Source organism: Streptomyces sp. NPDC047014 (genome assembly GCF_040644195.1).
In the GTDB taxonomy this organism is placed as follows: domain Bacteria; phylum Actinomycetota; class Actinomycetes; order Streptomycetales; family Streptomycetaceae; genus Streptomyces.
Window position 1 is genome coordinate 1 of the sequence record NZ_JBEYVX010000010.1, and the last position, 23,827, is coordinate 23,827.

Here is a 23,827-nt window from a genome sequence, read left to right on the forward strand (position 1 = left end):
CTGGCGCGACGGGCGGGCCTTCCTCGCCGGGGATGCCGCGCACCTGCTGGGCGCGCTCGGCACGCAGGGCGTGGAGGAGGGGCTGAGGGACGTGGCCGGGGCCGGGGTATGCGAGCCGGGGTGTTTCTACGGTTCAGGCGGCGAGGCCGAGGGCCGCCATCCGCTTGGTGTGCGCCTTGGTGATGCGGGTGAACATCTCGCCGACGGCCGCCAGGTCGAAACCGGCCGCCATCCCGTCGACGCCGCCGACGAGCATGGTGGAGAGCGCGTCGCGCTCGGCGACCACGCGCTGGGCCTGCGACAGGGCCTCGCCCATCAGGCGGCGCGCCCACAGCGCGAGCCGGCCGCCGCAGCGCGGGTCCGCCTCGATCGCGGCGCGCACCTTCTCGACGGCGAAGTTGCCGTGACCGGTGTCGTCGAGCACGCCGAGCACCAGGGCGCGGGTGTCGGTGTCCAGGTGGGAGGCGACCTCGCGGTAGAAGTCACTGGCGATGGAATCACCGACGTACGCCTTGACCAGGCCCTCCAGCCAGTCCGAGGGCGCGGTCTGGCGGTGGAAGTCGTCGACGCCCCGGGCGAAGGGCTCCATCGCGGCGGTGGGTTCGGCCTCGATCTTCGCGAGGCGGTCGCGCAGCCGCTCGAAATGGTGGAATTCGGCGGAGGCCATCGCGGCGAGCTCGGCCTTGTCGTCCAGGGTGGGCGCGAGCTTCGCGTCCTCCGCGAGGCGCTCGAAGGCCGCGAGCTCTCCGTACGCGAGCGCACCGAGCAGGTCCACGACGGCGGCCCGGTACTGCGGCGAGGCAGAGGCGGTCGCCCAGTCCTGGGAGGCGATCCCCGCGGCTTCGGCGGGGGTGCTGTCGTCGGCGGGCGAGGCGTTTTCTACGGTCGGCATGCACCGCACAATAGCCCGCCGAATAGGGCCACGAAGCACCTGCCCTGTCCAGCTAAACCCACCTCCCCGGTGAATTCACCCGACACACCTGCGCGATTCCGGGGTACAGTGGTAATGCGCCTGCCGGATACTCGGCGGGCCATCCGAATGAGGATGCCCGGTCGGTGGCCCGATCGGCTCCAACCGACCGCCCTCGGTGTGGTGCGTACGTCCATGCGTACCGCCTCCCACGAGGGGCCCCCTCAGCGGCAGAGCGCTTGAGCGAAGGCCAGTGGTCCCGCGCAGCTTCGTACGTCGTAAGTACTGCAAGCACGGCACGGTAGGACCCCCCTCGCCGCCTCGCGCCGCGTCTCACAGAAGAGGCAGCACCCTGACTACGTTCCGAGACCTCGGGATCTTTCCCGAGACCGCCGAAGCCCTTGAAGCCGTCGGCATCGTGTCCCCCTTCCCCATCCAGGAGATGACCCTTCCCGTCGCCCTCTCCGGCACGGACGTCATCGGCCAGGCCAAGACCGGTACCGGCAAGACGCTCGGTTTCGGCCTTCCCCTGCTGGAGCGGGTCGTCGTCCCCGCGGACGTCGAGGCGGGCCGTGCCACCCCCGGCCAGCTGACCGACGCCCCGCAGGCCCTCGTGGTGGTTCCGACCCGCGAGCTGTGCACCCAGGTCACCAACGACCTGCTGACCGCCGGCAAGGTCCGCAACGTCCGCGTCCTCGCCATATACGGCGGGCGCGCCTACGAGCCCCAGGTCGAGGCCCTGAACAAGGGCGTCGACGTGATCGTCGGCACCCCGGGCCGCCTGCTCGACCTGGCCGGCCAGAAGAAGCTCGACCTGTCGCACGTCAAGGCGCTCGTCCTGGACGAGGCCGACGAGATGCTCGACCTGGGCTTCCTGCCCGACGTCGAGAAGATCATGAACCTGCTGCCCGCGCGGCGTCAGACGATGCTGTTCTCGGCGACCATGCCGGGCGCGGTCATCGGCCTGGCCCGCCGCTACATGACGCAGCCGACGCACATCCGCGCCGTCTCCGAGGACGGCGAGGGCGCGACCGTCGCCAACATCACCCAGCACGTCTTCCGCGCGCACAACATGGACAAGCCGGAGCTGGTCTCCCGCATCCTCCAGGCCGAGGGCCGCGGACTGGCGATGATCTTCTGCCGTACCAAGCGCACGGCGGCCGACATCGCCGAGCAGCTGGAGAAGCGCGGCTTCGCCTCCGGCGCCGTCCACGGCGACCTGGGCCAGGGCGCGCGCGAGCAGGCCCTGCGCGCCTTCCGCAACGGCAAGGTCGACGTGCTGGTGTGCACCGACGTCGCCGCGCGCGGTATCGATGTCGAGGGTGTGACCCACGTCATCAACTACCAGACGCCGGAGGACGAGAAGACCTTCCTGCACCGCGTGGGCCGCACCGGCCGCGCGGGCAACAAGGGCACCGCCGTCACCCTGGTCGACTGGGACGACATCCCGCGCTGGCAGCTGATCAACAAGGCGCTGGAGCTGGACTTCCACGACCCGGCGGAGACGTACTCCACCTCCCCGCACCTGTTCGAGCAGCTGAACATCCCGGCCGGGACCAAGGGCATCCTGCCGCGTGCCGAGCGCACGCGGGCCGGCCTCAGGGCCGAGGAGCTGGAGGACCTGGGCGAGACCGGCGGCCGCGGTGGCCGGGGCGGCCGCTCCGGGCACGCCGCCGCCGTGGTGACCGAGGAGCGTCCGGCCCGGACCCGTACGCCGCGCCAGCGCCGCCGTACGCGTGGTGGCGCCGAGGTGGCCGAGGCGGGTGCCGCCGAGGTGGCCGCCACCGCGGTGGCCGAGGCCCCGGCCGTCGAGGCTCCGCAGGCGCCCGCCGCCGACGAGCCGCGCAAGCCGCGCCGCCGCCGTACCCGTGTGGCCGCCGTTCCGGCCCAGGCCGCGGTGACCCCGGTGGCCGAGGCTGCGGCCGCCGCGCCGGTGGCCGTGGTGGCCCCGGCCGCCGAGGAGGCCCCGGCCGCGCCGCGGCGGGCCCGGGTCCGCAAGCCCGTGCAGAGCGCTCCGGAGCCCGACTTCCAGATGGCGCCGCCGGTGGAGCCCGTCCGGGCCCGCCGTCCGCGCCGGATCGTGCCCGCCACGCCGGAGCCGGACTTCCAGATGGCCCCGCCGGTCGAGCCGGTCCGCGCCCGTCGCCCCCGTCAGGCCGCGGCCGCCCCGGTGACCCCGGTCGCCGAGGCCCCGGCCGTGGCGGAGGAGGCTCCGGCCAAGCCGAAGCGCACCCGTACGCGCAAGGCCGCGGAGGCCGCCCCGGCCGCCGAGGCCGTGGCCACCGCGGTGGCGGAGGAGGCTCCGGCCAAGCCGAAGCGCACCCGTACCCGCAAGGCCGTCGCGGCTCCCGCCGCCGAGGCTCCGGCCGTGGCCGAGGAGGCCCCGGCCAAGCCGAAGCGCACCCGGACCCGCAAGGTCGCGGCCGCGCCGGAGGCGTAGTACCGCAGGCCGACGGCCCCGCTCCCCTCTCCCGAGGGGGCGGGGCCGTCGCCGTTTCCGGGGCGGGTTCCCGGGCCGCGCCCCGCACGCGCCGGGGGCTACGGGCCGGTAACCTCTGGCCATGAGCAAGCCCCCTCGCCTGACCCTGCCGTCCGCCGCCCGCGCGTACACCCTGGCCACCGACCGCGGCCCCTTCGCGGTGCACGAGGCCGGGCAGCCGGTCCGCGGCACCGCCCTGCTGGTCCCCGGCTTCACCGGCAGCAAGGAGGACTTCATCGCCCTCCTGGAGCCCCTGGCCGCCGCCGGCTACCGGGTGGTCGCCGTCGACGGACGCGGGCAGTACGAGACGCCCGGCCCGCGCGAGGAGTCGGCGTACGGGCTGGAGGAGCTGGGGCGGGACGTGCTGGCGCAGGTCCGGGCGCTGGAGGCGGGCCCCGTGCACCTGGTGGGCCACTCGCTCGGCGGGCTGGTCTCGCGCGCGGCCGTGCTGCGCGACGCCTCCCCCTTCGCCTCGCTCACGCTGATGAGCAGCGGCCCCGCCGCCATCGCGGAGGAGCAGCAGGAGCGGACGAAGCTGCTGGTGGCCGCGCTGGAGGTGATGGGCGAGGACATGCCGGGCATCTGGGAGGCGATGCGCGCCCACGATCCGCAGGAGGCGGAGCGGGACTCCCCCGAGCTGACGCGGTTCCTGCGCGGGCGGTGGCTGGCGACGGTGCCGGAGCAGCTGATCGTCACGGGCCGGGCGCTGATCTGCGAGCCCGACCGGGTGGCGGAGCTGGCCCGGCTGGAGCTGCCGAAGCTGGTGCTGTCGGGGGCGGTGGACTACGCCTGGCCGGTGCCGCTGCTGGACGAGATGGCCCGGCGGCTGGGGGCGCGGCGGGTGGTGGTGCCGGGGACGGAGCACTCCCCGAACGCCGAGGACCCGGAGCGGACGGCGGCCGCGCTGGCCGCGTTCTGGGACTCCCCCGGAGCCGTGTAGTTAGTCAGTGAAAAAATTTCCTTAGCGTAGGGAATGATTGCGACCTACACTTCGTTGACACAGTGCAAGGAGAACACTGACGAAGGGAGAAGCCTGTGCGCTTCGAGATTCTGCGCCTGGACGACGTCGACGGGACCGCCGTGGACAGCACCGTCGTGGACGCGGCCTCCGTCAACCGGATCGTGCAGCAGGCCGCGTCGATCGGCCAGCGCATCCTGATCCGACCGGCCGAGAGTGCGTCCTGCTGACACTGAGCAGCGCCCCACGTTCAACGCCCCCGCACCGGAACCGGTGCGGGGGCGTCGTCGTACGGGCGGCGGCGCGGCGGGGGATCTCAGGCCCCCCGGACCACCTGGAGCACGCCGTTGATGATCTGCTGCACGGCGATGGCCGAGAGCATCATGCCGGCGAGCCGCGTCACGAGGACCACACCGCCGTCCTTGATGACCCTGATGATCACCAGCGAGTAGCGCATGGTGATCCACAGCACCACGTGCATGGCGATGATCGCCGCCCAGACGGAGATCTGCCCGACGGCCCCGTCGGCCTTCTGCACGGCGAGGATGACGGACACGATCGCACCGGGCCCGGCCAGCAGCGGCATGCCGAGCGGGACCAGCGCGACGTTCACGTCCTTGGTCTGCTGGGGCTCGTCGGTCTTGCCGGTGAGCAGGTCGAGCGCGATGAGCAGGAGCAGCAGACCACCGGCGATCATCAGCGCCGGGACGGACACGTGCAGGTAGTCCAGGATCTGCTGGCCGCAGATACCGAAGACCGCGATGACACCGAAGGCCACGCACACGGCCTGCCAGGCCATCCGGCGCTGCACCTTGACGGGGCGTCCGGAGGTCAGGGCGAGGAAGATCGGCGTGATCCCCGGGGGGTCCATAATCACAAAAAGGGTGAGAAAGAGGGATCCGAAGACGGCGAAGTCGAACACAGTGATGCCTTGCAGGAGAGAGGGGTGTCGCGAGAAAGGGAGCGGAGACGGGTGGAGCGGGCCGGGCAGGGGCCGGTCAGCGCGCGCTTCCGCCGGCGCCGGGCACGGGGAAGGCCCCCGTCGCGCGGCGCGTGATCTCGCCGTAGATCTCGGGGTCGGTGGTGTACTCCCCGAGGCGGCAGGTCTTGCGGCTGCCGTGGTAGTCGCTGGAGCCGGTGGTCAGCAGGCCGAGGTCCGCCGCCAGGCCGCGCAGGCGCGCGCGGGTCCCGGCGTCGTGGTCCATGTGGTCCACCTCGATGCCGTCCAGGCCCGCGGCCGCCAGCTCGGCTATCGCGGACTCCGGCACGCACCGGCCGCGCTTGACGGCGGCGGGGTGCGCGAGGACGGTGACGCCGCCGGCCGCCTTGACCAGGCGGACGGCGTCGAAGGGGTCGAGCTCGTGCTTCTCGGCGTACGCGCGGCCGCCGTCGGCGAGCCAGTCCGGCGTGAAGGCGTCCGAGACCGTGGGGACGACGCCGAGTTCGACGAGGGCGGTGGCGAGGTGCGGCCGCCCGACGGAGCCGTCCCCGGCGATCCGGGCGACCTGCTCCCAGGTGATGTCCACCCCGAGCTCCCGCAGCCGGCCGACCATGGCACGGGCCCGCGGGACCCGGTCGTCGCGTACGAGTTCCCGCTCGCGCGCCAGCTCCGGCTCCTCGGGGTCGAAGAGGTAGGCGAGCATGTGCACGCCCGTCCCGTCGAGCCGGCAGGACAGTTCGGCCCCGGTCACCAGCGTCAGCCCGGCCGGGAGCGCGGCCAGCGCCTCGGCGTGACCGCCCACGGTGTCGTGGTCGGTGAGGGCGACGACGTCCAGTCCGGCCGCGGCGGCCTCGCGCACGAGCCCGGCGGGGGTGTCCGTACCGTCGGAGGCCGTGGAGTGGGCGTGCAGGTCGATGCGCACAGCCGGCTCCAGGGGTCGTACGGACGGGGGACACCCCAGGATAACCGGGCGGAAGGACCCCCTCCCCCGACCTCTCGGACGGCTGACGGGCGGTGGCGGCTCAGGCCGGGCCGAGGATCCGCGGGCTCAGCGCCCCGCACGGCAGCAGCTCCACCTCGGCCCCCGCGTCGCGCAGGTCGGTCAGGACGAGCTCGTCGTACAGCAGCAGCCCCGACTGCTGCGGCCAGACGATGGCCCACAGCCACAGGCCGCGGGCCTCCCCGGCGAAGACGGCCCGGTCCTCGGGGCCGTCCTTGACATGCCAGAGCGGGGTCGGGCGGCCCGCCGCGACCACCTTGGCGTGCGGCGGGCCGGCCACGTCGATGGACGTGCCGGGGTCCGGTCCGTCGATGCCCGCGTAGCGCGCGCCGAGGCCGACGCCCAGTTCCTCCGCGATGAGCAGCAGTTCCCCGATGCCGCCGAGCGGGCCGGGGCCCGAGCAGGCGACGGCTGTGGCCCGGCCGCCGCTGCGGTCGTCACCCGCGGAGGCCACCCCCGTGAACAGCCAGCCCACCGGCAGCGGCCAGGGCATCCACACCGGGACCCGCGCCCGGTGGACGACCACGCCGAGGCCCTCCACGCTGGGCGGGATGACGGGCTGCAGGGGGTGGACGGTGCCGTGCACCGCGCACTGCCAGGAGTCGGAGAAGAGTCCGGGCGCCCTGACCCGGCCACCGCACTTCGGGCAACTTGGTTCACCCCTCATAGGAAGCCACGCTCCTCCCCGCCCGGCCGCCCGTCAAGGCATGGTCACCCGTCCGGGCTGTCAGTCCAGCGCGACGGCGCTCCGCAGCGGGTCGCGCAGATCCGTCCCGCGCGCGAGCCAGCGCTCCTGGAGGGCGCCCGCGCCGTGCACCCGCTTCCAGGCCGCCTCGTTCGCCGTCATCGGCAGCAGCGGCAGGAAGCGCACCGGGTCCATCGGCTCGTCCAGTTCCAGATCCTCCACCAGCCCGCCCGGTTCGGCCACGAGGACGGAGCTGAACGGGGCCCCCTCCCACAGCGGCTCGCCCACGTCCAGCGAGGCGCCGGGGGCCACGATCAGCCCCTCCACCTGCGGGGACGCGGCGAGCACGGCGAGCGGCCGGAGCAGTTTGCCGGTGTCCGCGAGCCCCGCCCGCACGGTGAGCAGGAGCTCGGCGCGGGGGCCGCGTACGGGGTCGGCGACCACGGCGGTCGGGTCGGTCATGGGGTGCGCGGACATGCCGAGGGTCGCGTACCGCACGAGGTCCGCCCCGGCGAAACGGAGTACTTCGATGCGGTCGGTGCCCAGGAAGGTGACGGCGGCGCGCGCGTCGGGTTCACCGAACGCGGTACGCAGCCGGGCTTCGACGAGGGCCAGAATTTCTGCCATGGAGCGAGCATAGAACTCGTATCAGGCGGGTAAAGGGCGGGTCTTGACCATCCGTCGGCTGATAGTGTTGACAGCTGTTCGGGGCCGCACGCAGAAGCGTTGTTTCGAGGCTCCGAGGACAGGACGTCCCCCACGGGGGACCGGCCGGAGGAGGTGGGGCTGCGATGGACCGAAGTCGATCGTGCAGTACCAATCGCTCTTCCGCTTCTCCGGCGGGCGTTTCCCGCCCTCTGTGATCTTCCGCGATCAGTAGAAGAGCGACGGCAGAACGTTGTCCTCCCGTCCTGTTCCCTCCCGCCCGACCGGGCCCGTCCGTCCGCGGTGGTGAGGGTCTCCCACCCGTGCGGTCAGGCCGTGCGTCGAAGGAGCCTGCCATGTCGATGATGCCCTACCTGCGTGCGGCCGTCCGTCCCTCGCTGCGCAAGTCCACCCCCGTCCAGCCCGGCTACGACGCCACCCGCGACCCCTCGGCCAGCAGCGCGGTGGTCGACTGCGCGGTCTACCGCGACGGCCGCCGGGTGCAGGGGCCCGCGTGCCTGACGCCCCGTGAGGCGATCCGCCGGGTCCGCGAGGACGGCGGCTTCGCCTGGATCGGGCTGCACGAGCCGACGGAGGCGGAGTTCGCGGGGATCGCGGCCACCTTCGGGCTGCACCCGCTGGCCGTGGAGGACGCGGTGCACGCGCACCAGCGGCCGAAGCTGGAGCGCTACGACGACACCCTCTTCACCGTCTTCAAGACCATCCACTACGTGGAGCACGCCGAACTGACCGCCACCAGCGAGGTGGTGGAGACCGGCGAGGTGATGTGTTTCACGGGCCCGGACTTCGTCATCACCGTCCGGCACGGCGGCCAGGGCTCCCTCAAGCGGCTGCGGCACCGCCTCCAGGACGACCCGGACCTGCTCGCCAAGGGCCCCTCCTCCGTCCTGCACTCCCTCGCGGACCACGTCGTCGACGGCTACATCGCGGTGGCCGCGGCGGTGCAGGACGACATCGACGAGGTGGAGAGCGACGTGTTCGCCGCCCCCGCCAAGGGCCGGGCGCGCGGCGGTGACGCGGGCCGCATCTACCAGCTCAAGCGCGAGGTGCTGGAGTTCAAGCGGGCGGTCGCCCCGCTGCTGCGCCCGATGGAGCTGCTGAGCGAGCGGCCCATGCGGCTGGTGGACCCGGACATCCAGAAGTACTTCCGCGACGTCGCCGACCACCTCGCCCGGGTGCACGAGCAGGTGGTGGGCTTCGACGAGCTGCTGAACTCCATCCTCCAGGCCAACCTCGCGCAGGCGACCGTCGCCCAGAACGAGGACATGCGCAAGATCACCTCCTGGGCGGCGATCATCGCCGTCCCGACGATGATCTGCGGGGTGTACGGGATGAACTTCGACCACATGCCCGAGCTCCAGTGGGAGTACGGCTACCCGATGGTGATGGCCACGATCGCCGGCAGCTGCTTCACCATCCACCGGGCCCTGCGCCGGAACGGCTGGCTCTGAGCCCTACCCTGTGCGCATGACTCTCAGCGCGCTCGATCTGGCCCTCGTCGAGGAGGCCACCAAGAAGTCCGGCCTGATCTGGGTCCGCGGCGCCGGGGCCGACCGCGCCCTGTGGCACGCCTGGCTGGACGGCGCCGCGCACGTGCTGGGCGACGGACCGGGCGAGCAGCCGTTCCCCGGGCTCGCGGACGGCTCGGCCGCGGAGGTCACCGTACGCAGCAAGGACAAGGGCGGCCGGATCGTGGCCTGGACCGCGGCGGTGCGCGAGCTCGCGCCCGGCGGCGAGGAGTGGCAGGCGGCGGTGGCCGAGCTCAAGGGCAAGCGGCTGAACGCCCCCGACTCCGAGGCGATGACCGAGCGCTGGGCGCGCGAGTGCCGGCTGCTGCGGCTGGAGCCGCGCGCGGTGAGCCCCGCGCTGCCGGACGGCTCGCTGGCCGCTCCCCCGGCCGGATCCCCCGCGACCACCCGGCGGCCCGTTCCGGCGGGGCTGCCGAAGCTGCTGTTCCGGCGGAAGAAGGCCGCCCGGGGCTGAGCCCGGGCCCGGTCCGCGCGCGCTACGGCCTGGTCGGGTTCGCGCCCTGGCCCGCGCCCTTGGAGGCGGCGGGGGCGGGCTCGCCGCCCTGGCCCTTCGTCGTCGGCAGCTGCGTGCCGTAGTCCACGGTCTGGTCCTGCGCGGGCGGGTCCAGCGGGAACGGCTTGCCCCACTCCGCGAGTTCCACCCGCCCGGCGCCGCCCGCCCGCTCCATGAGCAGCGGGTACGGGGTCCCCTCCAGGGAGACCGAGAGCTTGCCGCCCTTGCCCGCGTCGGCCGTGACCTGCACCGCGCGGGTGTGCCCGACCTTGGTGTAGGTGCCCTTCGCCAGCTTGCCCTCCAGGCCCAGCAGCCCGTCGAGCAGGACGTCCATGTCGGTGAACCCGCGGAACTGCTTGTAGGACGGGTCCGCCTCGGGCACCTTCACGTACTTGTCGCCGAGCTTGCCAGCCGAGTCGGACTGCCCCCAGAAGGCCGCGCTGGCCTTGAGGTACAGCTGCTCCCCCACCCGCAGCAGCTGGAAGGTGTCGTCCTTCGACTTCACCTCGCCGGAGCCGCCCTCCGCCTTCAGCCGCATGTCGACGGTGAAGGACTTGCCGCCGCTCACCAGGGTGCCCGACAGGTGCACCGAGTCGGCCTCCGTCGCGGCCGCCTTCGCCTTCGCCTCGATCTTCTCGGCGGACAGCTTGCCGACCCCGTTCGTCCCCTCGTCGGGGTCCTCCCCGCAGCCCGTACCGGTGACGGCGAGACCCGCGCACAGCACACCGACGAAGGCGGCCCGGCGCAGGCGCGCGGCGGGGAAGTAGGCGGTCACGGGCAGGGCCCTCTCGTCGGTCTTCTGCGGGCAGCAGGCAGCGTACCCGCCCGTAGCGAGCGGCCCGCGACCGCTCCCCGGGGACCGTGCGGCCCCGCCCGGACCTCCCCACCAGGACGCTCCCCGGCGGCACGGGCTAGCCTGAGGGGCGGTACGCGCGTGATCGACACCCTAGGAGGCGCTCGGATGGCTGCAGGCGCCCCGCGGATCTTCGTCTCGCATCTGTCGGGTGTGCCCGTCTTCGATCCCAACGGCGACCAGGTCGGCCGGGTCCGCGACCTCGTCGCGATGCTCCGGGTCGGCGGCCGTCCGCCGCGGCTGCTGGGTCTCGTGGTCGAGGTGGTGAGCCGGCGGCGCGTCTTCCTGCCGATGACCCGGGTGACGGGCGTGGAGTCCGGCCAGGTCATCACCACCGGCGTGATCAACATGCGGCGCTTCGAGCAGCGGCCCACCGAGCGGCTGGTCCTGGGCGAGCTGCTGGACCGGCGGGTGACGCTGGTGGCCACCGAGGAGGAGGTCACCGTCCTGGACGTGGCCATCCAGCAGCTCCCGGCCCGCCGGGACTGGGAGATCGACCGGATCTTCGTACGCAAGGGCAAGTCGGGCGCGCTGCGCCGGCGCGGCGAGGCCCTGACGGTGGAGTGGTCGGCCGTGACGGGCTTCTCGCTGGAGGAGCACGGCCAGGGCGCGGAGAGCCTGGTCGCCACCTTCGAGCAGATGCGCCCGGCGGACGTGGCGAACGTCCTGCACCACCTGACGCCGAAGCGGCGCGCCGAGGTGGCCAACGCCCTCGACGACGACCGGCTCGCGGACGTGCTGGAGGAGCTGCCCGAGGACGAGCAGGTGGAGATCCTGGGCAAGCTCAAGGAGGAGCGCGCCGCCGACGTCCTGGAGGCGATGGACCCCGACGACGCGGCCGACCTGCTCTCCGAGCTGCCCGAGGACGACAAGGAACGGCTGCTGACGCTGATGCGGCCGGACGACGCGGCCGATGTGCGCCGCCTGCTGTCCTACGAGGAGAACACCGCGGGCGGTCTGATGACCACCGAGCCGATCGTGCTGCGGCCGGACGCCACCGTCGCGGACGCGCTGGCCCGCGTACGGCAGGCGGACCTGTCGCCGGCGCTGGCGGCGCAGGTGTACGTGTGCCGGCCGCCGGACGAGACGCCCACGGGCAAGTACCTGGGCACCGTGCACTTCCAGCGGCTGCTGCGCGATCCGCCGTTCACGCTGGTCAGCTCCATCGTGGACACCGACCTGCCGCCGCTGCGGCCCGATGCCTCGCTGCCCGCGGTCACCACGCACCTCGCCGCCTACAACATGGTGGCGGTGCCGGTGGTCGACGAGAGCGGGTCGCTGCTGGGCGCGGTGACGGTCGACGACGTACTGGACCACCTGCTGCCGGACGACTGGCGCGAGACGGACTTCCACTCGGAGGAGGCGCTGCGTGGGCACTGACCGGGGACGCGGCGAGCACGGGCAGGCGGCGGACGCGGCGGACCGCGCCGCCGAGCGGTCGGCGAAGTCCGGCCCGGCGGGGTCGAGCGCGCTGACCCGCCCGCGGGTGCGCCTGGACCTGCCGAGGGCGCCGCGGCGCTCCCTGCTGCCCGAGTACGACCCGGAGGCGTTCGGGCGGCTGTCGGAGCGGGTGGCGCGCTTCCTGGGCACGGGCCGGTTCATCGTCTGGATGACGCTGGTCATCATCCTGTGGGTGCTGTGGAACGTCTTCGCGCCGGACAATCTGCGCTTCGACCAGTACCCGTTCATCTTCCTGACGCTGATGCTGTCGCTCCAGGCGTCCTACGCCGCCCCGCTGATCCTGCTCGCGCAGAACCGGCAGGACGACCGCGACCGGGTCACCCACGAGCAGGACCGCAAGCAGAACGAGCGGTCGATCGCGGACACCGAGTACCTGACCCGGGAGATCGCCGCGCTGCGGATGGGCCTGGGCGAGGTCGCCACGCGCGACTGGATCAGGTCGGAGTTCCAGGACCTGATCAAGGAGATGGACGAGCGGCGGCTGTTCCCGGCCGAACGTGATGAAGGCGACCGCTGACGGGCTTTCCTGCGCCGTGCTACCGAGCCGTACCATCGGGTCATGGCTACCGACACAAGCTCCGCCGCCACGCCTGAGCAGGACGCGATCCTGGACGCTCTGGCGACGGTGAACGACCCCGAGATCCACCGGCCCATCACCGAACTCGGGATGGTCAAATCGGTGGAGATCGGCGACGGCGGCGAGGTCGCGGTCACGGTCTACCTGACCGTGTCGGGCTGCCCCATGCGCGAGACCATCACCAAGAACGTCACCGAGGCCGTGAGCAGGGTCGCCGGGGTCACCTCGGTCGCGGTCTCCCTCGACGTGATGAGCGACGAGCAGCGCAAGGAGCTGGCGGCCACGCTGCGCGGCGGCACCGCCGAGCGCGAGGTGCCCTTCGCCAAGCCGGGCTCGCTGACCCGCGTGTACGCGGTCGCCTCCGGCAAGGGCGGCGTCGGCAAGTCCTCCGTGACGGTGAACCTCGCGGCGGCGATGGCGGCCGACGGGCTCAAGGTCGGTGTGGTCGACGCGGACATCTACGGCCACAGCGTGCCGCGCATGCTGGGCGTGGACGGCCGTCCCACCCAGGTCGAGAACATGATCATGCCGCCTTCCGCCAACGGCGTGAAGGTCATCTCCATCGGCATGTTCACGCCGGGCAACGCGCCGGTGGTCTGGCGCGGGCCGATGCTGCACCGCGCCCTCCAGCAGTTCCTGGCGGACGTGTTCTGGGGCGACCTGGACGTGCTGCTGCTGGACCTCCCGCCGGGTACGGGCGACATCGCGATCTCCGTGGCGCAGCTCGTGCCGAACGCGGAGATCCTGGTGGTCACCACCCCGCAGCAGGCCGCCGCCGAGGTGGCCGAGCGGGCCGGGTCGATCGCCGTGCAGACCCACCAGAAGATCGTCGGTGTCGTGGAGAACATGTCGGGCCTGCCCTGCCCGCACTGCGACGAGATGGTCGACGTCTTCGGCTCGGGCGGCGGCCAGAAGGTCGCCGACGGCCTGACGAAGACGGTCGGCGCGAGCGTGCCGGTGCTCGGCCAGATCCCGATCGACGTCCGGCTCCGCGAGGGCGGCGACGAGGGCCGGCCCGTGGTGCTGGCCGACCCGGACTCCCCCGCCGGTGCGGCCCTGCGGGCAATCGCGGGCAAGCTGGGCGGCCGGGCGCGCGGTCTGTCGGGCATGTCCCTGGGGATCACCCCGCGCAACAAGTTCTGATCCACGCCGTGCGCGCCAGGGCGCCGCTCGCCTCGCGAGCGGCGCCCTTCGCGTGTTCCGGCGCGGCCGCGCCTACTCGTACGTACCGAGGTCCGTGATCGCGGCGAAGCCGAGGCCGTAGGCGCTCATCCCCCGTCCGTACGCACCCAGGTGGACGCCGCTGCCGGTGGAGCCGGCCAGCACCCAGCCGAACTCCGACTCGCGGTAGTGGAAGGTGGTCGGCTCGCCGTCCACGGGCAGGGACAGCGTGGACCAGTCCTCGCCGCCGAGGTCGTCCGCGAGCTCCCAGGCGGCCTCGGTCTGCTGGTCGAGCCAGTCGTCGCGCAGGGCGTGGTCCATCTGGCCGGGCCAGCTGTAGGCCAGCAGGCCGGAGCCGGCCAGCCAGGCGGCCGAGGAGACCGAGGTGGCCTCCAGGACGCCCGTGCCGTCGCTGCTGCGGCGCAGCGGGTTGCTCGCGACGGTGATCACCACCGCGAAGCGCTCCTTCTCGCCCGTGGCCAGCTCGCCGCGGGCGGAGGGCTCGTCGCCGTGGCCGGTGGAGCCGTGCTCCACGGTGCCGTCGGCGGCGGTGCCGACCTGCATCAGCCGGCGGGGGCCCGTGAAGGCCGCGTCCAGGCCGTACCAGGGGAAGTCGGCGGCCAGGAACCCCTCGGCCGTCCGGCGGGCCGCCGGGACGGGCGCGGGGGCCTCCGGCGGGGGCGTCCCGGCCCCCGGGCCGGTATGCGCTTCGGTGTGCGGGTCCTTGCCGGGCGTTTGCTCCGGTGCGGCGGCGGACGCCTCGGCGGTCTGCGCGCTCACCAGGCTGCTGCTCGTCGTCTCCATTGGGCGGCCTCTCGTTCCGTGGGGTCCGGAACGGCCCTCCCCCTCGCTGCGCTGGGGGGACCCCCTCCCTCGGGCGTCCCGCGATCCGGACAGATGGAGGATAGCCATCCGATCCCGGATCCCCGGGCAGGCTGCGTCAGGTGGCGTCGGCGTCGAAACGGGAGCGCGGCTCGACGGCGGGCGCGGCGGGCTTCTTGAGCAGGTCCGGCCCGGCGCCGGAACCGGGGGCGGCGGCGGGCTCGGGACCGGCCGCCGAGCTCTTCACGGCGTCGCCGACCTCGGTCAGCTCCTTGCGCAGGTCGAAGCTGCTGCGGATCTCCTGGAGGTCCTCGTTCTCCGTGAGCTGCTTGCGGATGAACGTCTTCGGATTCAGGTCCTCGAACTCGAAGTCCTTGAACTCCGGGCCGAGCTCGGAGCGGATGTCGTGCTTCGCGCTGTCGGAGAAGGCGCGGATCTTCCGGATGAAGCCGGTGACGTCCTGGATGACCTTGGGCAGCTTCTCGGGGCCGAAGATGAGGATGCCGAGCACCACGATGGTGACGAGTTCGAGTGCGCCTATGTCGTTGAACACCTTGCCGCTCCTCGGCTCTCTGTCACTTCGGGCCCGCACACACGGTACCCGGCCTTGTCCCCGCGGCCCTACCCGCGTACCGGACGGGCGGTGGATTCACCCGCCCGTCACCGCGGGCTCAGGAGCCGTTCGCCGAACCGAGCACCACCTCCAGTGTGCGGTCCCGGCCCTCGCGCTCGACGGTCAGCGTGAGGCGGTCGCCGGGGCGGTGCGCCCTGATCTTGACGATCAGCTCGTCACCGCCGCGTACGCGCTGCCCGTCCACCTTGGTGATCACGTCCCCGGCGCGGATCCCGGCGCGGGCGGCGGGCCCGCCGGCGACCACGGACGGCTTGCCGTCCTCCGCCTTGTCCCCGACCCGGGCTCCGTCGCCCGTGTAGTCCATGTCGAGGGTGACCCCGATGACGGGGTGCGTGGCGCGGCCGGTGGCGATCAGCTCCTCGGCCACGCGCTTGCCCTGGTTGATGGGGATGGCGAAGCCGAGGCCGATGGAGCCGCCCTGGCGGGTCGGGTCGTCCTTGTCGGCCCCGCGGATCGCGCTGTTGATGCCGACGACGTGCGCGCGGGCGTCCAGCAGGGGGCCGCCGGAGTTGCCCGGGTTGATGGGGGCGTCGGTCTGGAGGGCGTCGACGTAGCTGATGTCGCTGCCGTCGCCCTTGTCGCCGCCGGCGGTGACGGGCCGGCCGGTGGCGCTGATGATGCCGGCGGTGACCGTGTTGGAGAGGTCGAAGGGGGCGCCGATGGCCACGACCGGGTCGCCGACCCGGACGTTCTCGGAGTTGCCGAGGCTCAGCGGCCGCAGCCCGCGCACCCCGCCGACCTTGACCACGGCCAGGTCGTAGCCGGAGTCGCGGCCGACCAGCTCGGCGGTGACGCTCTCGCCGGTGCTGAAGGTGACGGCTATCTCCTTGGCCCCGGCGACCACGTGGTTGTTGGTGAGGATGTGGCCCTGGGCGTCGAGCACGAAGCCGGTGCCGGTGCCGCCGCTCTTCTCGCCGCGCACGTGCAGGGTGACCACCCCGGGCAGGGCGGTGGCCGCGATCCCGGCGACGCTCTCGGGGGCGCGCCCCTTGTCCGCGACGGCGGCCTGGGGCAGCTCCAGCCGGGTGCTGCTGCGGCGTTCGGCGAGTACGCCGATCCAGCCGCCCGCCGCGCCGGCGAACAGGGCGGCCGCGACACCGACCACGGCGACCTGCCAGAGGCGGAAGCCGCCGCGCTTCCCGCCCCGGTCGACGATCTGCAGCGGCTGCTCGCCCCAGGGGTCGTACCGCGGCCCGGGGGCCGGGGGCGCCTCGTCGGGGGAGGTCCCGGCAGGGGACGGCTCCGTGACGGCCACGGTCACGGCCGCCTCGTCCCCGGTGTCCCCGGCCGCCCCGGCGGCGCCGGGGCGGGGGGCGGGAACCCCGGGAGCGCGGCCGCCGGCCGTGCCCTCGGGCCGGCTCCACCACTGTGGAGCCGGATCGGTCTGCTGCCTGTCGGCCATGGGCGCTCCCCGCGTACCTGTGCGTTGCCCGGCCGATTCAATCAGGTGCCGGGTCAGCGCAGCAGGGAGACCGGGCGGGCCGGGACCGGCGGGGAGGGCCGGAGCGGCGGCAGCGGCGTCGCCACGGCCGTCAGCAGGGTCGGAACGGCCGCCGGGGTGGGCAGCCGGTCGCGCACCACCGCGTCGGACACGGGCAGCGCCGGGCCCGTACGGGTGGCGGGGGCCGGGGAGTCGCCCCGTACGGTCGGGTCGGCGCCCTCCAGCGGCAGGGTGCCGCCCAGGGCGAGCGCCGCGAGGGAGACGGCCCCGGCGGCCACGAAGGCGAACCGGCGGCGCGGGCGGCCCACTTCGTGGATGCGGAAACCCTCCCGCTGCGGCGCGGCGGCGGCCACGGGCAGGCCGTACGCGAACGCCTCGAAGGGGTCGGCCCCGGCGGAGCCCGGTGGGCCTCCCGGGCCGGGCGGGCCGTCGGCCCCGCCGCCGGGCAGCTGCTGGAGCCGCGCGAGCAGCCCCGCGGACAGCGGCGGCGGCGCGCTCTCCACGAACATGGTCTTGAGACGGCGCTGGGCATCGGCCTCGGCCTTGCACTTGGCGCAGGTCGCCAGGTGGGCCAGGACCCGCTCGCGCGCGTCGTGTTTCAGCTCCCCGTCCACGAGGGCGGCGAGCCGGTCTCCGAGATGCTGTTCGGCAGGGGACGGACTGGCTCCGCTCACTCGGCTCCGCCCTCTCCCCCGGCGCCCGGGGCGCCCATCGCCACACCCGCCAGCGCGCGCTGCTCCGCACGGGCCGCCGGGGAGCGGTGCTTGAGCGCCTTGCGCAGGTGCGAACGGCCGCGGTGGATGCGGCTGCGGACGGTGCCCAGCTTCACGCCGAGCGTGGCGGCGATCTCCTCGTAGGACAGGCCCTCGATGTCGCAGAGCACCACGGCGGCGCGGAACTCGGGGGCGAGGGTGTCCAGCGCCTGCTGGACGTCCGCGTCGAAGTGGGTGTCGTGCAGCACTTGCTGCGGGGAGGGCTCGCGGCTCGGCAGCCGCTCCGCGGCGTCGTCGGCGAGCGCGTCGAAGCGGATGCGCTGCTTGCGGCGGACCATGTCCAGGAACAGGTTGGTCGTGATGCGGTGCAGCCAGCCCTCGAAGGTGCCCGGGGTGTAGGTGGACAGCGAGCGGAAGACGCGGACGAAGACCTCCTGCGTCAGGTCCTCGGCGTCGTGCTGGTTGCCCGTCAGGCGGTAGGCGAGGCGGTACACCCGCGCGCTGTGCGTGCTGACGATCTCCTCCCAGGTGGGAGGGGTCCACGCCTGCGGGCCCGCATCGGCGGCGAAGGTCGCGGTGGTTGCGGTGTCGGCGGTGTGGAAGCGGTCAGCAGTGTAGGTCACGGATTTCGGCTCACCCGCCGACCAGAGGAGCCGCCTCAGCGCGCCCCTTCGATCCACAGGCGCAGCCGCACCTCCCCTGTCGGCTCTGGTGGTGTCCAGTGGAGTCCCTACCATAGCCACCCCCTCTGTCAGCTCCGGATAAGTGTTTTTGCTCTTTCTTTACGCGAGGCACGACTCCCCGGGTGGCCCCCGCCGCCGTTCTGCCCGGCGGCGTCCCTTCTGGCCGTGCCTCCACCCCCACAACGCCCGGTCCCATCTGCGGGTTCCCGACGTCAACGGATACAGTCACCGTTGCGCCAACTATGGGGACAGGAGAGGGTCATTACCGGCAACCGGCAGACGAGCTGGGCGTTCGCCGACGCGTTTGTCGCCGAGGACGACGCTCTGCGATGGGCCCGCGACCGGTCCAGGGAAGCGGGCCTGCGGTCCGTCTCCCCCGGGACCGGCGCCGCGCTGCGCCTGCTGGCCGCCACCGCGGACGCCAAGGCGGTCGCCGAGATCGGCACCGGCACCGGCGTCTCCGGCATCCACCTGCTGCACGGGATGCGGCCGGACGGGGTGCTGACCACCGTCGATCCCGAACCGGACCGGCAGGCGTTCGCCCGCCAGGCGTTCCGCGCCGCCGGCTTCGCGGGCAACCGCGCCCGCTTCATCCCCGGCCGCGCCCTGGACGTACTGCCCCGGCTCGCCGACGGCGGGTACGACCTCGTCTTCTGCGACGGGGACCCGACCGAATCCCTCGACTACCTCGCTGAATCGTTGCGCCTGCTGCGCCCCGGGGGGCTGGTGTGCTTCGAGGGGGTCTTCTCCGACGGCCGTACGGTCGACTCCGCGGCCCAGCCGGTGGAGGTGCTCCGCGTCCGCGAGCTGCTGCGCAGCGTCCGGGAGAGCCCCGCCCTGGAGTCCGCGCTGCTCCCGGTGGGCGACGGCCTGCTGTGCGCCGTACGCCGCTGACCGCGGCCGCCCCCGGATCAGAGGCTCAGACCAGCAGCGCGAAGGCGAGGGCCGCCGTACCGCCCAGGGCGGTGCCCGCGAGCAGCTGCGCCGGGGTGTGCGCCTCCAGCACCAGCCGGGACCAGGCGATCGCGGCGGCGACCGCGGCCGCCGGCAGCGCCGGAGGGCCGAAGACCAGCAGCAGGATCATCACGGTGCCGCCCGCCACCGACAGGTGGATGGAGATCTGCCAGGTGACCGTCACCAGCAGCGAGCAGACGAGGCCCACCAGCATCGCCACGACCAGCGCGAACACCTCCCGCGGCGCCCCGAGGAGGTGGAGCAGGGCGAGCCCGGCGAGCACGGACAGCAGGCTGAGCCCCATCGGGAGGACCCGCTGGCGCCGCACCCGGATGTGCGGGTCGGTCAGCGCCCCGCGCCGCACGCCGAGGGTCACGATGCCGATCGGGACGGCGCCGCAGAACAGCGCGGCGAGCAGCCCCCAGCCGAGCCCGGTCCACGAACGGGTGCTGTGCCAGCCGATCACCAGCAGCAGGGCCATGACGAGGTGGGCGGGGGCCAGTCCGTCGGACAGGACGCGGGCCGCCTTCTGACGCGGGGTGCAGTCGGCGAATACCGGCGGCGCGGGCGGGGAGAAGGACACGGGGACGGCTCCACGGGGGCGGTCAGGACCTCGGGAAGGCCCTGGGGAAGGACCTCGGTCAGGACCTCGGGCGCGGCACAACGCTGCCCCGGCCGTAAGGATCACGGCCGGGGCAGCGCAGAGAATGCAGAGAAGGCGGACGTGCTGTCAGCGGGTCAGCCGACGACCTTCTTCAGGGCGTCACCCAGGGCGTCCGCCTCATCGGGGGTCAGCTCGACGACAAGCCGACCGCCGCCCTCGAGCGGTACGCGCATGACGATGCCCCGCCCCTCCTTGGTGACCTCGAGCGGGCCGTCGCCCGTCCGCGGCTTCATGGCCGCCATGCTCGTTCCCCTTCCTGAAACCAGCTCATCGTCAGCCGACGGCCCCGTTCAGGCGCCTAGTACCCGGCATCGAACACATTGCTTCCCAGCCATTATCCCGCATGTCAGGACCCGATGACCAACATCGCAAGGGAACGCTTGGGCAACGCGCTCGACCAAAACCACTCATTTCGGGGACCCGCCTGCGATACTGCGCCGCCGCGCCCCGGGAACGGCTCCGGCTTTCTTTGACGCACATCACATGTGCGCTCCGCGTCCGGTCCGCCATGCTGGCCCTTGCACCGGCCGGTACCGGCCGGTAGCCAAGCCCGCGACGAAGGGGGACCCCCTGCCATGGCCGACAGCGTGCTCTACGAAGTGACGGACGGACTCGCCGTCATCACGATCAACCGCCCCGAGGCGATGAACGCGATGAACACCGAGGCCAAGGTGGCCCTGCGCGACGCGGTGCGCGCCGCCGCCGAGGACACCGCCGTCCGCGCCGTCCTGCTGACGGCCGCCGGTGACCGCGCCTTCTGCGTCGGGCAGGACCTCAAGGAGCACATCGGGAACCTCGCGGCGGACCGCGAGACCGGCTCCGCGCTGACCATGGACACCGTCCGGGAGCACTACAACCCGATCGTGCGGGCGCTTACCGAGATGCCGAAGCCCGTGGTGGCCGGGGTCAACGGCGTAGCGGCCGGGGCCGGCTTCGGCTTCGCGCTGGCGGCGGACTTCCGCGTGGTCGCCGAGACCGCCTCCTTCACCACCTCCTTCGCCGGCGTGGCGCTCACGGCCGACTCGGGGGTCTCCTGGACCCTGCCCCGCCTGATCGGCGCCTCCCGCGCCTCGGACCTGCTGCTCTTCCCGCGCTCGGTGAAGGCGCGGGAGGCGTACGAGCTGGGCATCGTCAACCGCCTGGTGCCCGCGGAGTCCCTGCGCGCCGAGGCCGAGGCCGTGGCCCGCGCGCTGGCCGAGGGCCCGACCGTGGCCTACGCGGCGATCAAGGAGTCCCTGGCCTACGGGGCCTCGCACTCCCTCTCCGAGGCCCTGGAGCGGGAGGACGTGCTGCAGACCCGCGCCGGTGCCTCCGAGGACCACTCCATCGCCGTCCAGGCGTTCCTGGCGAAGCAGCCGCCTCGCTACCTGGGGCGCTGAACGCGCTGACGGCACGCCGCCGCGGCCCGGCTCAGGCCGGGTCGCGGGGAGCCGGGTCGTGCGGGGCCGGGTCGCGCAGGGCGCAGTCGGCCAGGTGGTCGTTGACCAGCCCGCACGCCTGCATCAGCGCGTAGGCCGTGGTGGGGCCGACGAAGCGGATGCCCGCCTTCTTGAGGGCCTTGGCCAGGGCCGTGGACTCCGGGGTGACCGCCGGGACCTCGGCGAGCGTGCGCGGCGCCGCTCCCGGCTCCTCCGGGGCGTGGGACCAGATCAGCGTCTCCAGCTCGCCCGGCTCCCAGCCGGCCAGGACCTTGGCGTTGGCCAGGGTCGCCTCGATCTTCGCCCGGTTGCGGATGATCCCCTCGTCCGCGAGCAGCCGCTCGGCGTCGGCCTCGTCGAAGCGGGCGACGGCGGCGACGGAGAAGTCCGAGAACGCCTTACGGAAGCCCTCCCGGCGGCGCAGGATCGTCAGCCAGGACAGCCCGGACTGGAACGCCTCCAGGCAGAGCCGTTCGTACAGGGCGTCGTCCCCGTGGACCGGGCGGCCCCATTCGGTGTCGTGGTAGGTGATGTAGTCCGCCGTGGACAGGGCCCAGGGGCAGCGCGGCAGCCCGTCCGGGCCGGCGAGCGGGCCGCTCACCCCTCGCCGCCCTTGGTGAGGTCCACCCGGGCGGCGTCCTCACGCGGGGCCTCCTCCCGGGGAGCCTCGGCCCCGGCCGGGGCGCCCGTCAGCTGGGCGATCCGCGCGTCGCGCTCGGCCAGCTCCGCCGCGAGCCGTTCGAGTACGTCGTCCACCTCGGCCATGCGGTAGCCGCGCGGCGCGACGGGCAGGCGCAGCGCGTCGATGTCCGCCCGGACCACGGGCCGGGTCTCCGGCAGGGCGTCGGCCACCCGGTCCGGCTCCGCTTCCGGCAGGACGGCCTCCGAGCCGCCGCCGATCACGGCGAGGGTGACCGCTGCCACGACCACGACCAGCGCGATCATCAAGAAGAAGAACACGATCAACTCCCCTGAGAGACTCCGGCCACCAGGTTAAGGTCGCAGGCGAGGCGCGAGGGCCGCCGAAGGAGGAAAGAGCAGGATGCTGCGACTGGGCAGGCGCGAGTTCGGTACCCACGAGCCGGTGATCATGGCGATCGTGAACCGGACGCCGGACTCCTTCTACGACCAGGGCGCGACCTTCCGCGACGAGCCGGCGCTGGACCGGGTGGAGCAGGCGGTGGCCGAGGGCGCCGCGATCATCGACATCGGCGGGGTCAAGGCGGGGCCGGGCGAGCATGTGGACGCGGCCGAGGAGGCACGGCGCACGGTCGGCTTCGTCGCCGAGGTCCGGCGCCGCCACCCGGACGTGGTGATCAGCGTGGACACCTGGCGGCACGAGGTCGGCGAGGCCGTGTGCGAGGCCGGGGCGGACCTGCTGAACGACGCCTGGGGCGGGGTGGACCCGAAGCTGGCCGAGGTGGCCGCACGGCACGGCGCGGGCCTGGTCTGCACCCACGCGGGCGGGGTCGAGCCGCGCACCCGGCCGCACCGCACCGCGTACGAGGACGTGATGGCGGACATCCTGCGGGTCACGGTCGGCCTGGCCGAACGGGCCGCCGCCCTCGGGGTCCGCCGGGACGCGATCATGATCGACCCGGGGCACGACTTCGGGAAGAACACCCGGCACTCGCTGGAGGCCACGCGCCGGCTGGCGGAGATGACGGAGACGGGCTGGCCGGTGCTGGTCTCCCTGTCGAACAAGGACTTCGTCGGGGAGACCCTGGACAAGCCGGTCAAGGAGCGGCTGCTGGGCACCCTGGCCACCACGGCGGTCTCCGCCTGGCTGGGGGCGCAGGTCTACCGGGTCCACGAGGTCGCGGAGACCCGGCAGGTCCTGGAGATGGTCCGCTCCATCCAGGGCCTGCGGCCCCCGGCGGTGGCCCGCCGCGGCCTGGCCTGAGACCCGGCGCGCGGGCGGTGGCCGGCACCCGGCGGACGGTGGCCGCCACTGCGGCGCGCGGTGGTCGGCCCCGGCGGTCGCCCGCCGGGTGCCGGCCGGCGCAGCCGCGTACGGCCTACTTCCCGACTTCCTTCGTCACCAGCGCGATCGCCTCGTCCACGTCGTCGGTGACGTGGAAGAGGTAGAGGTCCTTCTCGGACGCCTTGCCCTGGGCGATCACCGTGCCGCGCAGCCAGTCGACCAGCCCGCTCCAGTACTCCGTGCCGAAGAGCACGATCGGGAAGCGGGTGATCTTCTGCGTCTGGACCAGGGTGAGCGCCTCGAACAGCTCGTCCAGGGTGCCGAGGCCGCCCGGCAGGACCACGAAGCCCTGGCTGTACTTCACGAACATCGTCTTGCGGACGAAGAAGTAGCGGAAGTTCAGCCCGAGGTCGACGTGCTGGTTGAGCCCCTGCTCGAAGGGGAGCTCGATGCCGAGGCCGACGGAGATGCCGTTGGCCTCGCGGGCGCCCTTGTTGGCCGCCTCCATCGCCCCCGGGCCGCCGCCGGTGATCACGGCGAAGCCGGCGTCGACGAGCGCGCCGCCGATCCGCACGCCCGCCTCGTACTCCGCCGACCCCTGGGGGGTGCGGGCCGAGCCGAAGACGCTGATCGCGGGCGGCAGCTCGGCGAGCGTGCCGAAGCCCTCGATGAACTCCGACTGGATGCGCAGGACCCGCCAGGGATCGGTGTGCACCCACTCGGAGGGCCCCGCCGAGTCCAGCAGCCGCTGGTCGGTCGTGCTGCCCGCCTGCACCTGGCCGCGCCTCCTCAGCACGGGCCCGAGCTGCTGCTCCTCGGGCCGGTGGCGAGCAGACCCGTCGGAGTTGCTGGGGTTGCCCAT

The 23,827-nt window shown here is 73.4% G+C and carries 27 protein-coding genes and 1 pseudogene; 12 read left to right on the forward strand and 16 right to left on the reverse strand.

From position 1 onward, the window contains the following. Positions 1 to 94 (forward strand): annotated as a pseudogene (locus ABZ873_RS09000) (FAD-dependent monooxygenase); the annotation flags it as partial. A 39-nt stretch (positions 95 to 133) separates the two neighbouring features. On the opposite strand, the gene ABZ873_RS09005 reads toward ABZ873_RS09000, so the two are convergent. Further along, complete coding sequence (locus ABZ873_RS09005) at positions 134 to 892, reverse strand: ferritin-like fold-containing protein (protein WP_360867502.1); 759 nt, start codon at positions 890 to 892, stop codon at positions 134 to 136. A 460-nt stretch (positions 893 to 1,352) separates the two neighbouring features. On the opposite strand from ABZ873_RS09005, the gene ABZ873_RS09010 reads away from it, so the two are divergent. The 3 genes from ABZ873_RS09010 (at position 1,353) to ABZ873_RS09020 (ending at position 4,577) form a co-directional block, all read left to right on the forward strand. Beyond that, the gene (locus ABZ873_RS09010; protein ID WP_360867505.1) at positions 1,353 to 3,350 is read left to right on the forward strand and encodes a DEAD/DEAH box helicase; all 1,998 of its coding nucleotides are present in this window, start codon (positions 1,353 to 1,355) and stop codon (positions 3,348 to 3,350) included. A gap of 121 nt (positions 3,351 to 3,471) precedes the next feature. Next, entirely contained in the window at positions 3,472 to 4,329 is an 858-nt protein-coding gene (locus tag ABZ873_RS09015) for an alpha/beta hydrolase (RefSeq protein WP_360867508.1), read from the forward strand. Between the two features lie 95 nt (positions 4,330 to 4,424). Then, positions 4,425 to 4,577 (forward strand): hypothetical protein, encoded by a 153-nt coding sequence (locus ABZ873_RS09020; protein ID WP_360867511.1) that lies wholly within the window; start codon positions 4,425 to 4,427, stop codon positions 4,575 to 4,577. An 86-nt stretch (positions 4,578 to 4,663) separates the two neighbouring features. Here ABZ873_RS09020 and ABZ873_RS09025 read toward each other — a convergent pair whose 3' ends face one another. The 4 genes from ABZ873_RS09025 to ABZ873_RS09040 form a co-directional block, all read right to left on the reverse strand. After that, positions 4,664 to 5,269 (reverse strand): MarC family protein, encoded by a 606-nt coding sequence (locus ABZ873_RS09025; protein ID WP_360867513.1) that lies wholly within the window; start codon positions 5,267 to 5,269, stop codon positions 4,664 to 4,666. 76 nt (positions 5,270 to 5,345) lie between these two features. Beyond that, positions 5,346 to 6,209, reverse strand: coding sequence for a PHP domain-containing protein (locus ABZ873_RS09030; RefSeq protein WP_360867515.1), 864 nt, complete (start codon positions 6,207 to 6,209; stop codon positions 5,346 to 5,348). Positions 6,210 to 6,309: 100 nt separating this feature from the next. After that, the gene (locus ABZ873_RS09035) at positions 6,310 to 6,954 is read right to left on the reverse strand and encodes a DUF6758 family protein (RefSeq protein WP_360867518.1); all 645 of its coding nucleotides are present in this window, start codon (positions 6,952 to 6,954) and stop codon (positions 6,310 to 6,312) included. Positions 6,955 to 7,014: 60 nt separating this feature from the next. Further along, complete coding sequence (locus tag ABZ873_RS09040) at positions 7,015 to 7,599, reverse strand: suppressor of fused domain protein (protein WP_360867521.1); 585 nt, start codon at positions 7,597 to 7,599, stop codon at positions 7,015 to 7,017. A 374-nt stretch (positions 7,600 to 7,973) separates the two neighbouring features. Here ABZ873_RS09040 and ABZ873_RS09045 point away from each other — a divergent pair, with 374 nt between their 5' ends. Both ABZ873_RS09045 and ABZ873_RS09050 read left to right on the forward strand, forming a co-directional pair. Next, a complete protein-coding gene (locus ABZ873_RS09045; protein WP_360867524.1) occupies positions 7,974 to 9,089 on the forward strand; it encodes a magnesium and cobalt transport protein CorA in 1,116 nt (371 codons plus the stop codon). A gap of 16 nt (positions 9,090 to 9,105) precedes the next feature. After that, complete coding sequence (locus ABZ873_RS09050; RefSeq protein ID WP_360867527.1) at positions 9,106 to 9,621, forward strand: hypothetical protein; 516 nt, start codon at positions 9,106 to 9,108, stop codon at positions 9,619 to 9,621. A 22-nt stretch (positions 9,622 to 9,643) separates the two neighbouring features. Here ABZ873_RS09050 and ABZ873_RS09055 read toward each other — a convergent pair whose 3' ends face one another. Further along, positions 9,644 to 10,435 carry a hypothetical protein gene (locus ABZ873_RS09055; protein ID WP_360867530.1) on the reverse strand — a complete coding sequence of 264 codons (792 nt, stop codon included), beginning with the start codon at positions 10,433 to 10,435 and terminating at the stop codon, positions 9,644 to 9,646. A 186-nt stretch (positions 10,436 to 10,621) separates the two neighbouring features. Here ABZ873_RS09055 and ABZ873_RS09060 point away from each other — a divergent pair, with 186 nt between their 5' ends. From ABZ873_RS09060 to ABZ873_RS09070, 3 genes are all read left to right on the forward strand, one after another. Next, a complete protein-coding gene (locus ABZ873_RS09060; RefSeq protein WP_360867533.1) occupies positions 10,622 to 11,893 on the forward strand; it encodes a CBS domain-containing protein in 1,272 nt (423 codons plus the stop codon). Positions 11,894 to 11,984: 91 nt separating this feature from the next. Next, positions 11,985 to 12,491, forward strand: coding sequence for a DUF1003 domain-containing protein (locus ABZ873_RS09065; RefSeq protein ID WP_360867902.1), 507 nt, complete (start codon positions 11,985 to 11,987; stop codon positions 12,489 to 12,491). Between the two features lie 87 nt (positions 12,492 to 12,578). Continuing rightward, on the forward strand, positions 12,579 to 13,694 hold the full coding sequence (locus ABZ873_RS09070; RefSeq protein WP_360867905.1) for a P-loop NTPase: 1,116 nt from the start codon (positions 12,579 to 12,581) through the stop codon (positions 13,692 to 13,694). Positions 13,695 to 13,766: 72 nt separating this feature from the next. Here ABZ873_RS09070 and ABZ873_RS09075 read toward each other — a convergent pair whose 3' ends face one another. The 5 genes from ABZ873_RS09075 to sigE form a co-directional block, all read right to left on the reverse strand. Then, positions 13,767 to 14,516, reverse strand: a complete 750-nt coding sequence (locus ABZ873_RS09075) for a hypothetical protein (protein WP_360867536.1) — start codon at positions 14,514 to 14,516, stop codon at positions 13,767 to 13,769. A gap of 136 nt (positions 14,517 to 14,652) precedes the next feature. Next, positions 14,653 to 15,087, reverse strand: a complete 435-nt coding sequence (locus tag ABZ873_RS09080) for a sec-independent translocase (protein ID WP_360867539.1) — start codon at positions 15,085 to 15,087, stop codon at positions 14,653 to 14,655. 118 nt (positions 15,088 to 15,205) lie between these two features. Next, positions 15,206 to 16,570, reverse strand: a complete 1,365-nt coding sequence (locus ABZ873_RS09085) for a trypsin-like peptidase domain-containing protein (RefSeq protein ID WP_360867541.1) — start codon at positions 16,568 to 16,570, stop codon at positions 15,206 to 15,208. Positions 16,571 to 16,623: 53 nt separating this feature from the next. Then, the gene (locus ABZ873_RS09090) at positions 16,624 to 17,283 is read right to left on the reverse strand and encodes a zf-HC2 domain-containing protein (RefSeq protein WP_360867544.1); all 660 of its coding nucleotides are present in this window, start codon (positions 17,281 to 17,283) and stop codon (positions 16,624 to 16,626) included. Beyond that, on the reverse strand, positions 17,280 to 18,059 hold the full coding sequence (sigE, locus tag ABZ873_RS09095; protein ID WP_360867546.1) for an RNA polymerase sigma factor SigE: 780 nt from the start codon (positions 18,057 to 18,059) through the stop codon (positions 17,280 to 17,282). Before sigE ends, ABZ873_RS09090 begins: the two co-directional genes overlap by 4 nt. A 177-nt stretch (positions 18,060 to 18,236) precedes the next feature. On the opposite strand from sigE, the gene ABZ873_RS09100 reads away from it, so the two are divergent. Further along, entirely contained in the window at positions 18,237 to 18,899 is a 663-nt protein-coding gene (locus ABZ873_RS09100) for a class I SAM-dependent methyltransferase (protein WP_360867549.1), read from the forward strand. A gap of 25 nt (positions 18,900 to 18,924) precedes the next feature. On the opposite strand, the gene ABZ873_RS09105 is transcribed toward ABZ873_RS09100, so the two are convergent. Both ABZ873_RS09105 and ABZ873_RS09110 read right to left on the reverse strand, forming a co-directional pair. After that, positions 18,925 to 19,542: a hypothetical protein gene (locus ABZ873_RS09105; RefSeq protein WP_360867552.1), complete on the reverse strand. Its 618-nt coding sequence runs from the start codon at positions 19,540 to 19,542 to the stop codon at positions 18,925 to 18,927. 155 nt (positions 19,543 to 19,697) lie between these two features. Next, a complete protein-coding gene (locus ABZ873_RS09110; protein WP_003966491.1) occupies positions 19,698 to 19,865 on the reverse strand; it encodes a DUF3117 domain-containing protein in 168 nt (55 codons plus the stop codon). A gap of 333 nt (positions 19,866 to 20,198) precedes the next feature. Between ABZ873_RS09110 and ABZ873_RS09115 the strand changes: the two genes are divergently transcribed. After that, on the forward strand, positions 20,199 to 21,002 hold the full coding sequence (locus ABZ873_RS09115) for an enoyl-CoA hydratase-related protein (RefSeq protein WP_360867555.1): 804 nt from the start codon (positions 20,199 to 20,201) through the stop codon (positions 21,000 to 21,002). 31 nt (positions 21,003 to 21,033) lie between these two features. On the opposite strand, the gene ABZ873_RS09120 is transcribed toward ABZ873_RS09115, so the two are convergent. Further along, positions 21,034 to 21,642: a DNA-3-methyladenine glycosylase I gene (locus ABZ873_RS09120; protein ID WP_360867558.1), complete on the reverse strand. Its 609-nt coding sequence runs from the start codon at positions 21,640 to 21,642 to the stop codon at positions 21,034 to 21,036. Next, on the reverse strand, positions 21,639 to 22,007 hold the full coding sequence (locus tag ABZ873_RS09125) for a DivIVA domain-containing protein (RefSeq protein WP_360867561.1): 369 nt from the start codon (positions 22,005 to 22,007) through the stop codon (positions 21,639 to 21,641). The genes ABZ873_RS09120 and ABZ873_RS09125 overlap by 4 nt, the downstream gene beginning before the upstream one ends. A 76-nt stretch (positions 22,008 to 22,083) precedes the next feature. Here ABZ873_RS09125 and folP point away from each other — a divergent pair, with 76 nt between their 5' ends. Continuing rightward, positions 22,084 to 22,944: a dihydropteroate synthase gene (folP, locus tag ABZ873_RS09130; protein WP_360867564.1), complete on the forward strand. Its 861-nt coding sequence runs from the start codon at positions 22,084 to 22,086 to the stop codon at positions 22,942 to 22,944. Between the two features lie 115 nt (positions 22,945 to 23,059). Here the strand turns inward: folP and ABZ873_RS09135 are convergent, their stop codons facing one another. Beyond that, the gene (locus tag ABZ873_RS09135; protein WP_360867567.1) at positions 23,060 to 23,827 is read right to left on the reverse strand and encodes a TIGR00730 family Rossman fold protein; all 768 of its coding nucleotides are present in this window, start codon (positions 23,825 to 23,827) and stop codon (positions 23,060 to 23,062) included.

What these genes read in the sequence shown, in the direction of transcription:
- ABZ873_RS09085 (WP_360867541.1), bottom strand. Translation starts at nt 16,570, where the DNA reads ATGGCCGACAGGCAGCAGACCGATCCGGCTCCACAGTGGTGGAGCCGG.
- ABZ873_RS09040 (WP_360867521.1), bottom strand. Translation starts at nt 7,599, where the DNA reads ATGGCAGAAATTCTGGCCCTCGTCGAAGCCCGGCTGCGTACCGCGTTC.
- ABZ873_RS09060 (WP_360867533.1), top strand. Translation starts at nt 10,622, where the DNA reads ATGGCTGCAGGCGCCCCGCGGATCTTCGTCTCGCATCTGTCGGGTGTG.
- ABZ873_RS09015 (WP_360867508.1), top strand. Translation starts at nt 3,472, where the DNA reads ATGAGCAAGCCCCCTCGCCTGACCCTGCCGTCCGCCGCCCGCGCGTAC.
- ABZ873_RS09110 (WP_003966491.1), bottom strand. Translation starts at nt 19,865, where the DNA reads ATGGCGGCCATGAAGCCGCGGACGGGCGACGGCCCGCTCGAGGTCACC.
- ABZ873_RS09045 (WP_360867524.1), top strand. Translation starts at nt 7,974, where the DNA reads ATGTCGATGATGCCCTACCTGCGTGCGGCCGTCCGTCCCTCGCTGCGC.
- ABZ873_RS09050 (WP_360867527.1), top strand. Translation starts at nt 9,106, where the DNA reads ATGACTCTCAGCGCGCTCGATCTGGCCCTCGTCGAGGAGGCCACCAAG.
- ABZ873_RS09135 (WP_360867567.1), bottom strand. Translation starts at nt 23,827, where the DNA reads ATGGGCAACCCCAGCAACTCCGACGGGTCTGCTCGCCACCGGCCCGAG.
- sigE (WP_360867546.1), bottom strand. Translation starts at nt 18,059, where the DNA reads ATGGTAGGGACTCCACTGGACACCACCAGAGCCGACAGGGGAGGTGCG.
- ABZ873_RS09075 (WP_360867536.1), bottom strand. Translation starts at nt 14,516, where the DNA reads ATGGAGACGACGAGCAGCAGCCTGGTGAGCGCGCAGACCGCCGAGGCG.
- ABZ873_RS09010 (WP_360867505.1), top strand. Translation starts at nt 1,353, where the DNA reads ATGACCCTTCCCGTCGCCCTCTCCGGCACGGACGTCATCGGCCAGGCC.
- ABZ873_RS09035 (WP_360867518.1), bottom strand. Translation starts at nt 6,954, where the DNA reads ATGAGGGGTGAACCAAGTTGCCCGAAGTGCGGTGGCCGGGTCAGGGCG.
- ABZ873_RS09005 (WP_360867502.1), bottom strand. Translation starts at nt 892, where the DNA reads ATGCCGACCGTAGAAAACGCCTCGCCCGCCGACGACAGCACCCCCGCC.
- folP (WP_360867564.1), top strand. Translation starts at nt 22,084, where the DNA reads ATGCTGCGACTGGGCAGGCGCGAGTTCGGTACCCACGAGCCGGTGATC.
- ABZ873_RS09115 (WP_360867555.1), top strand. Translation starts at nt 20,199, where the DNA reads ATGGCCGACAGCGTGCTCTACGAAGTGACGGACGGACTCGCCGTCATC.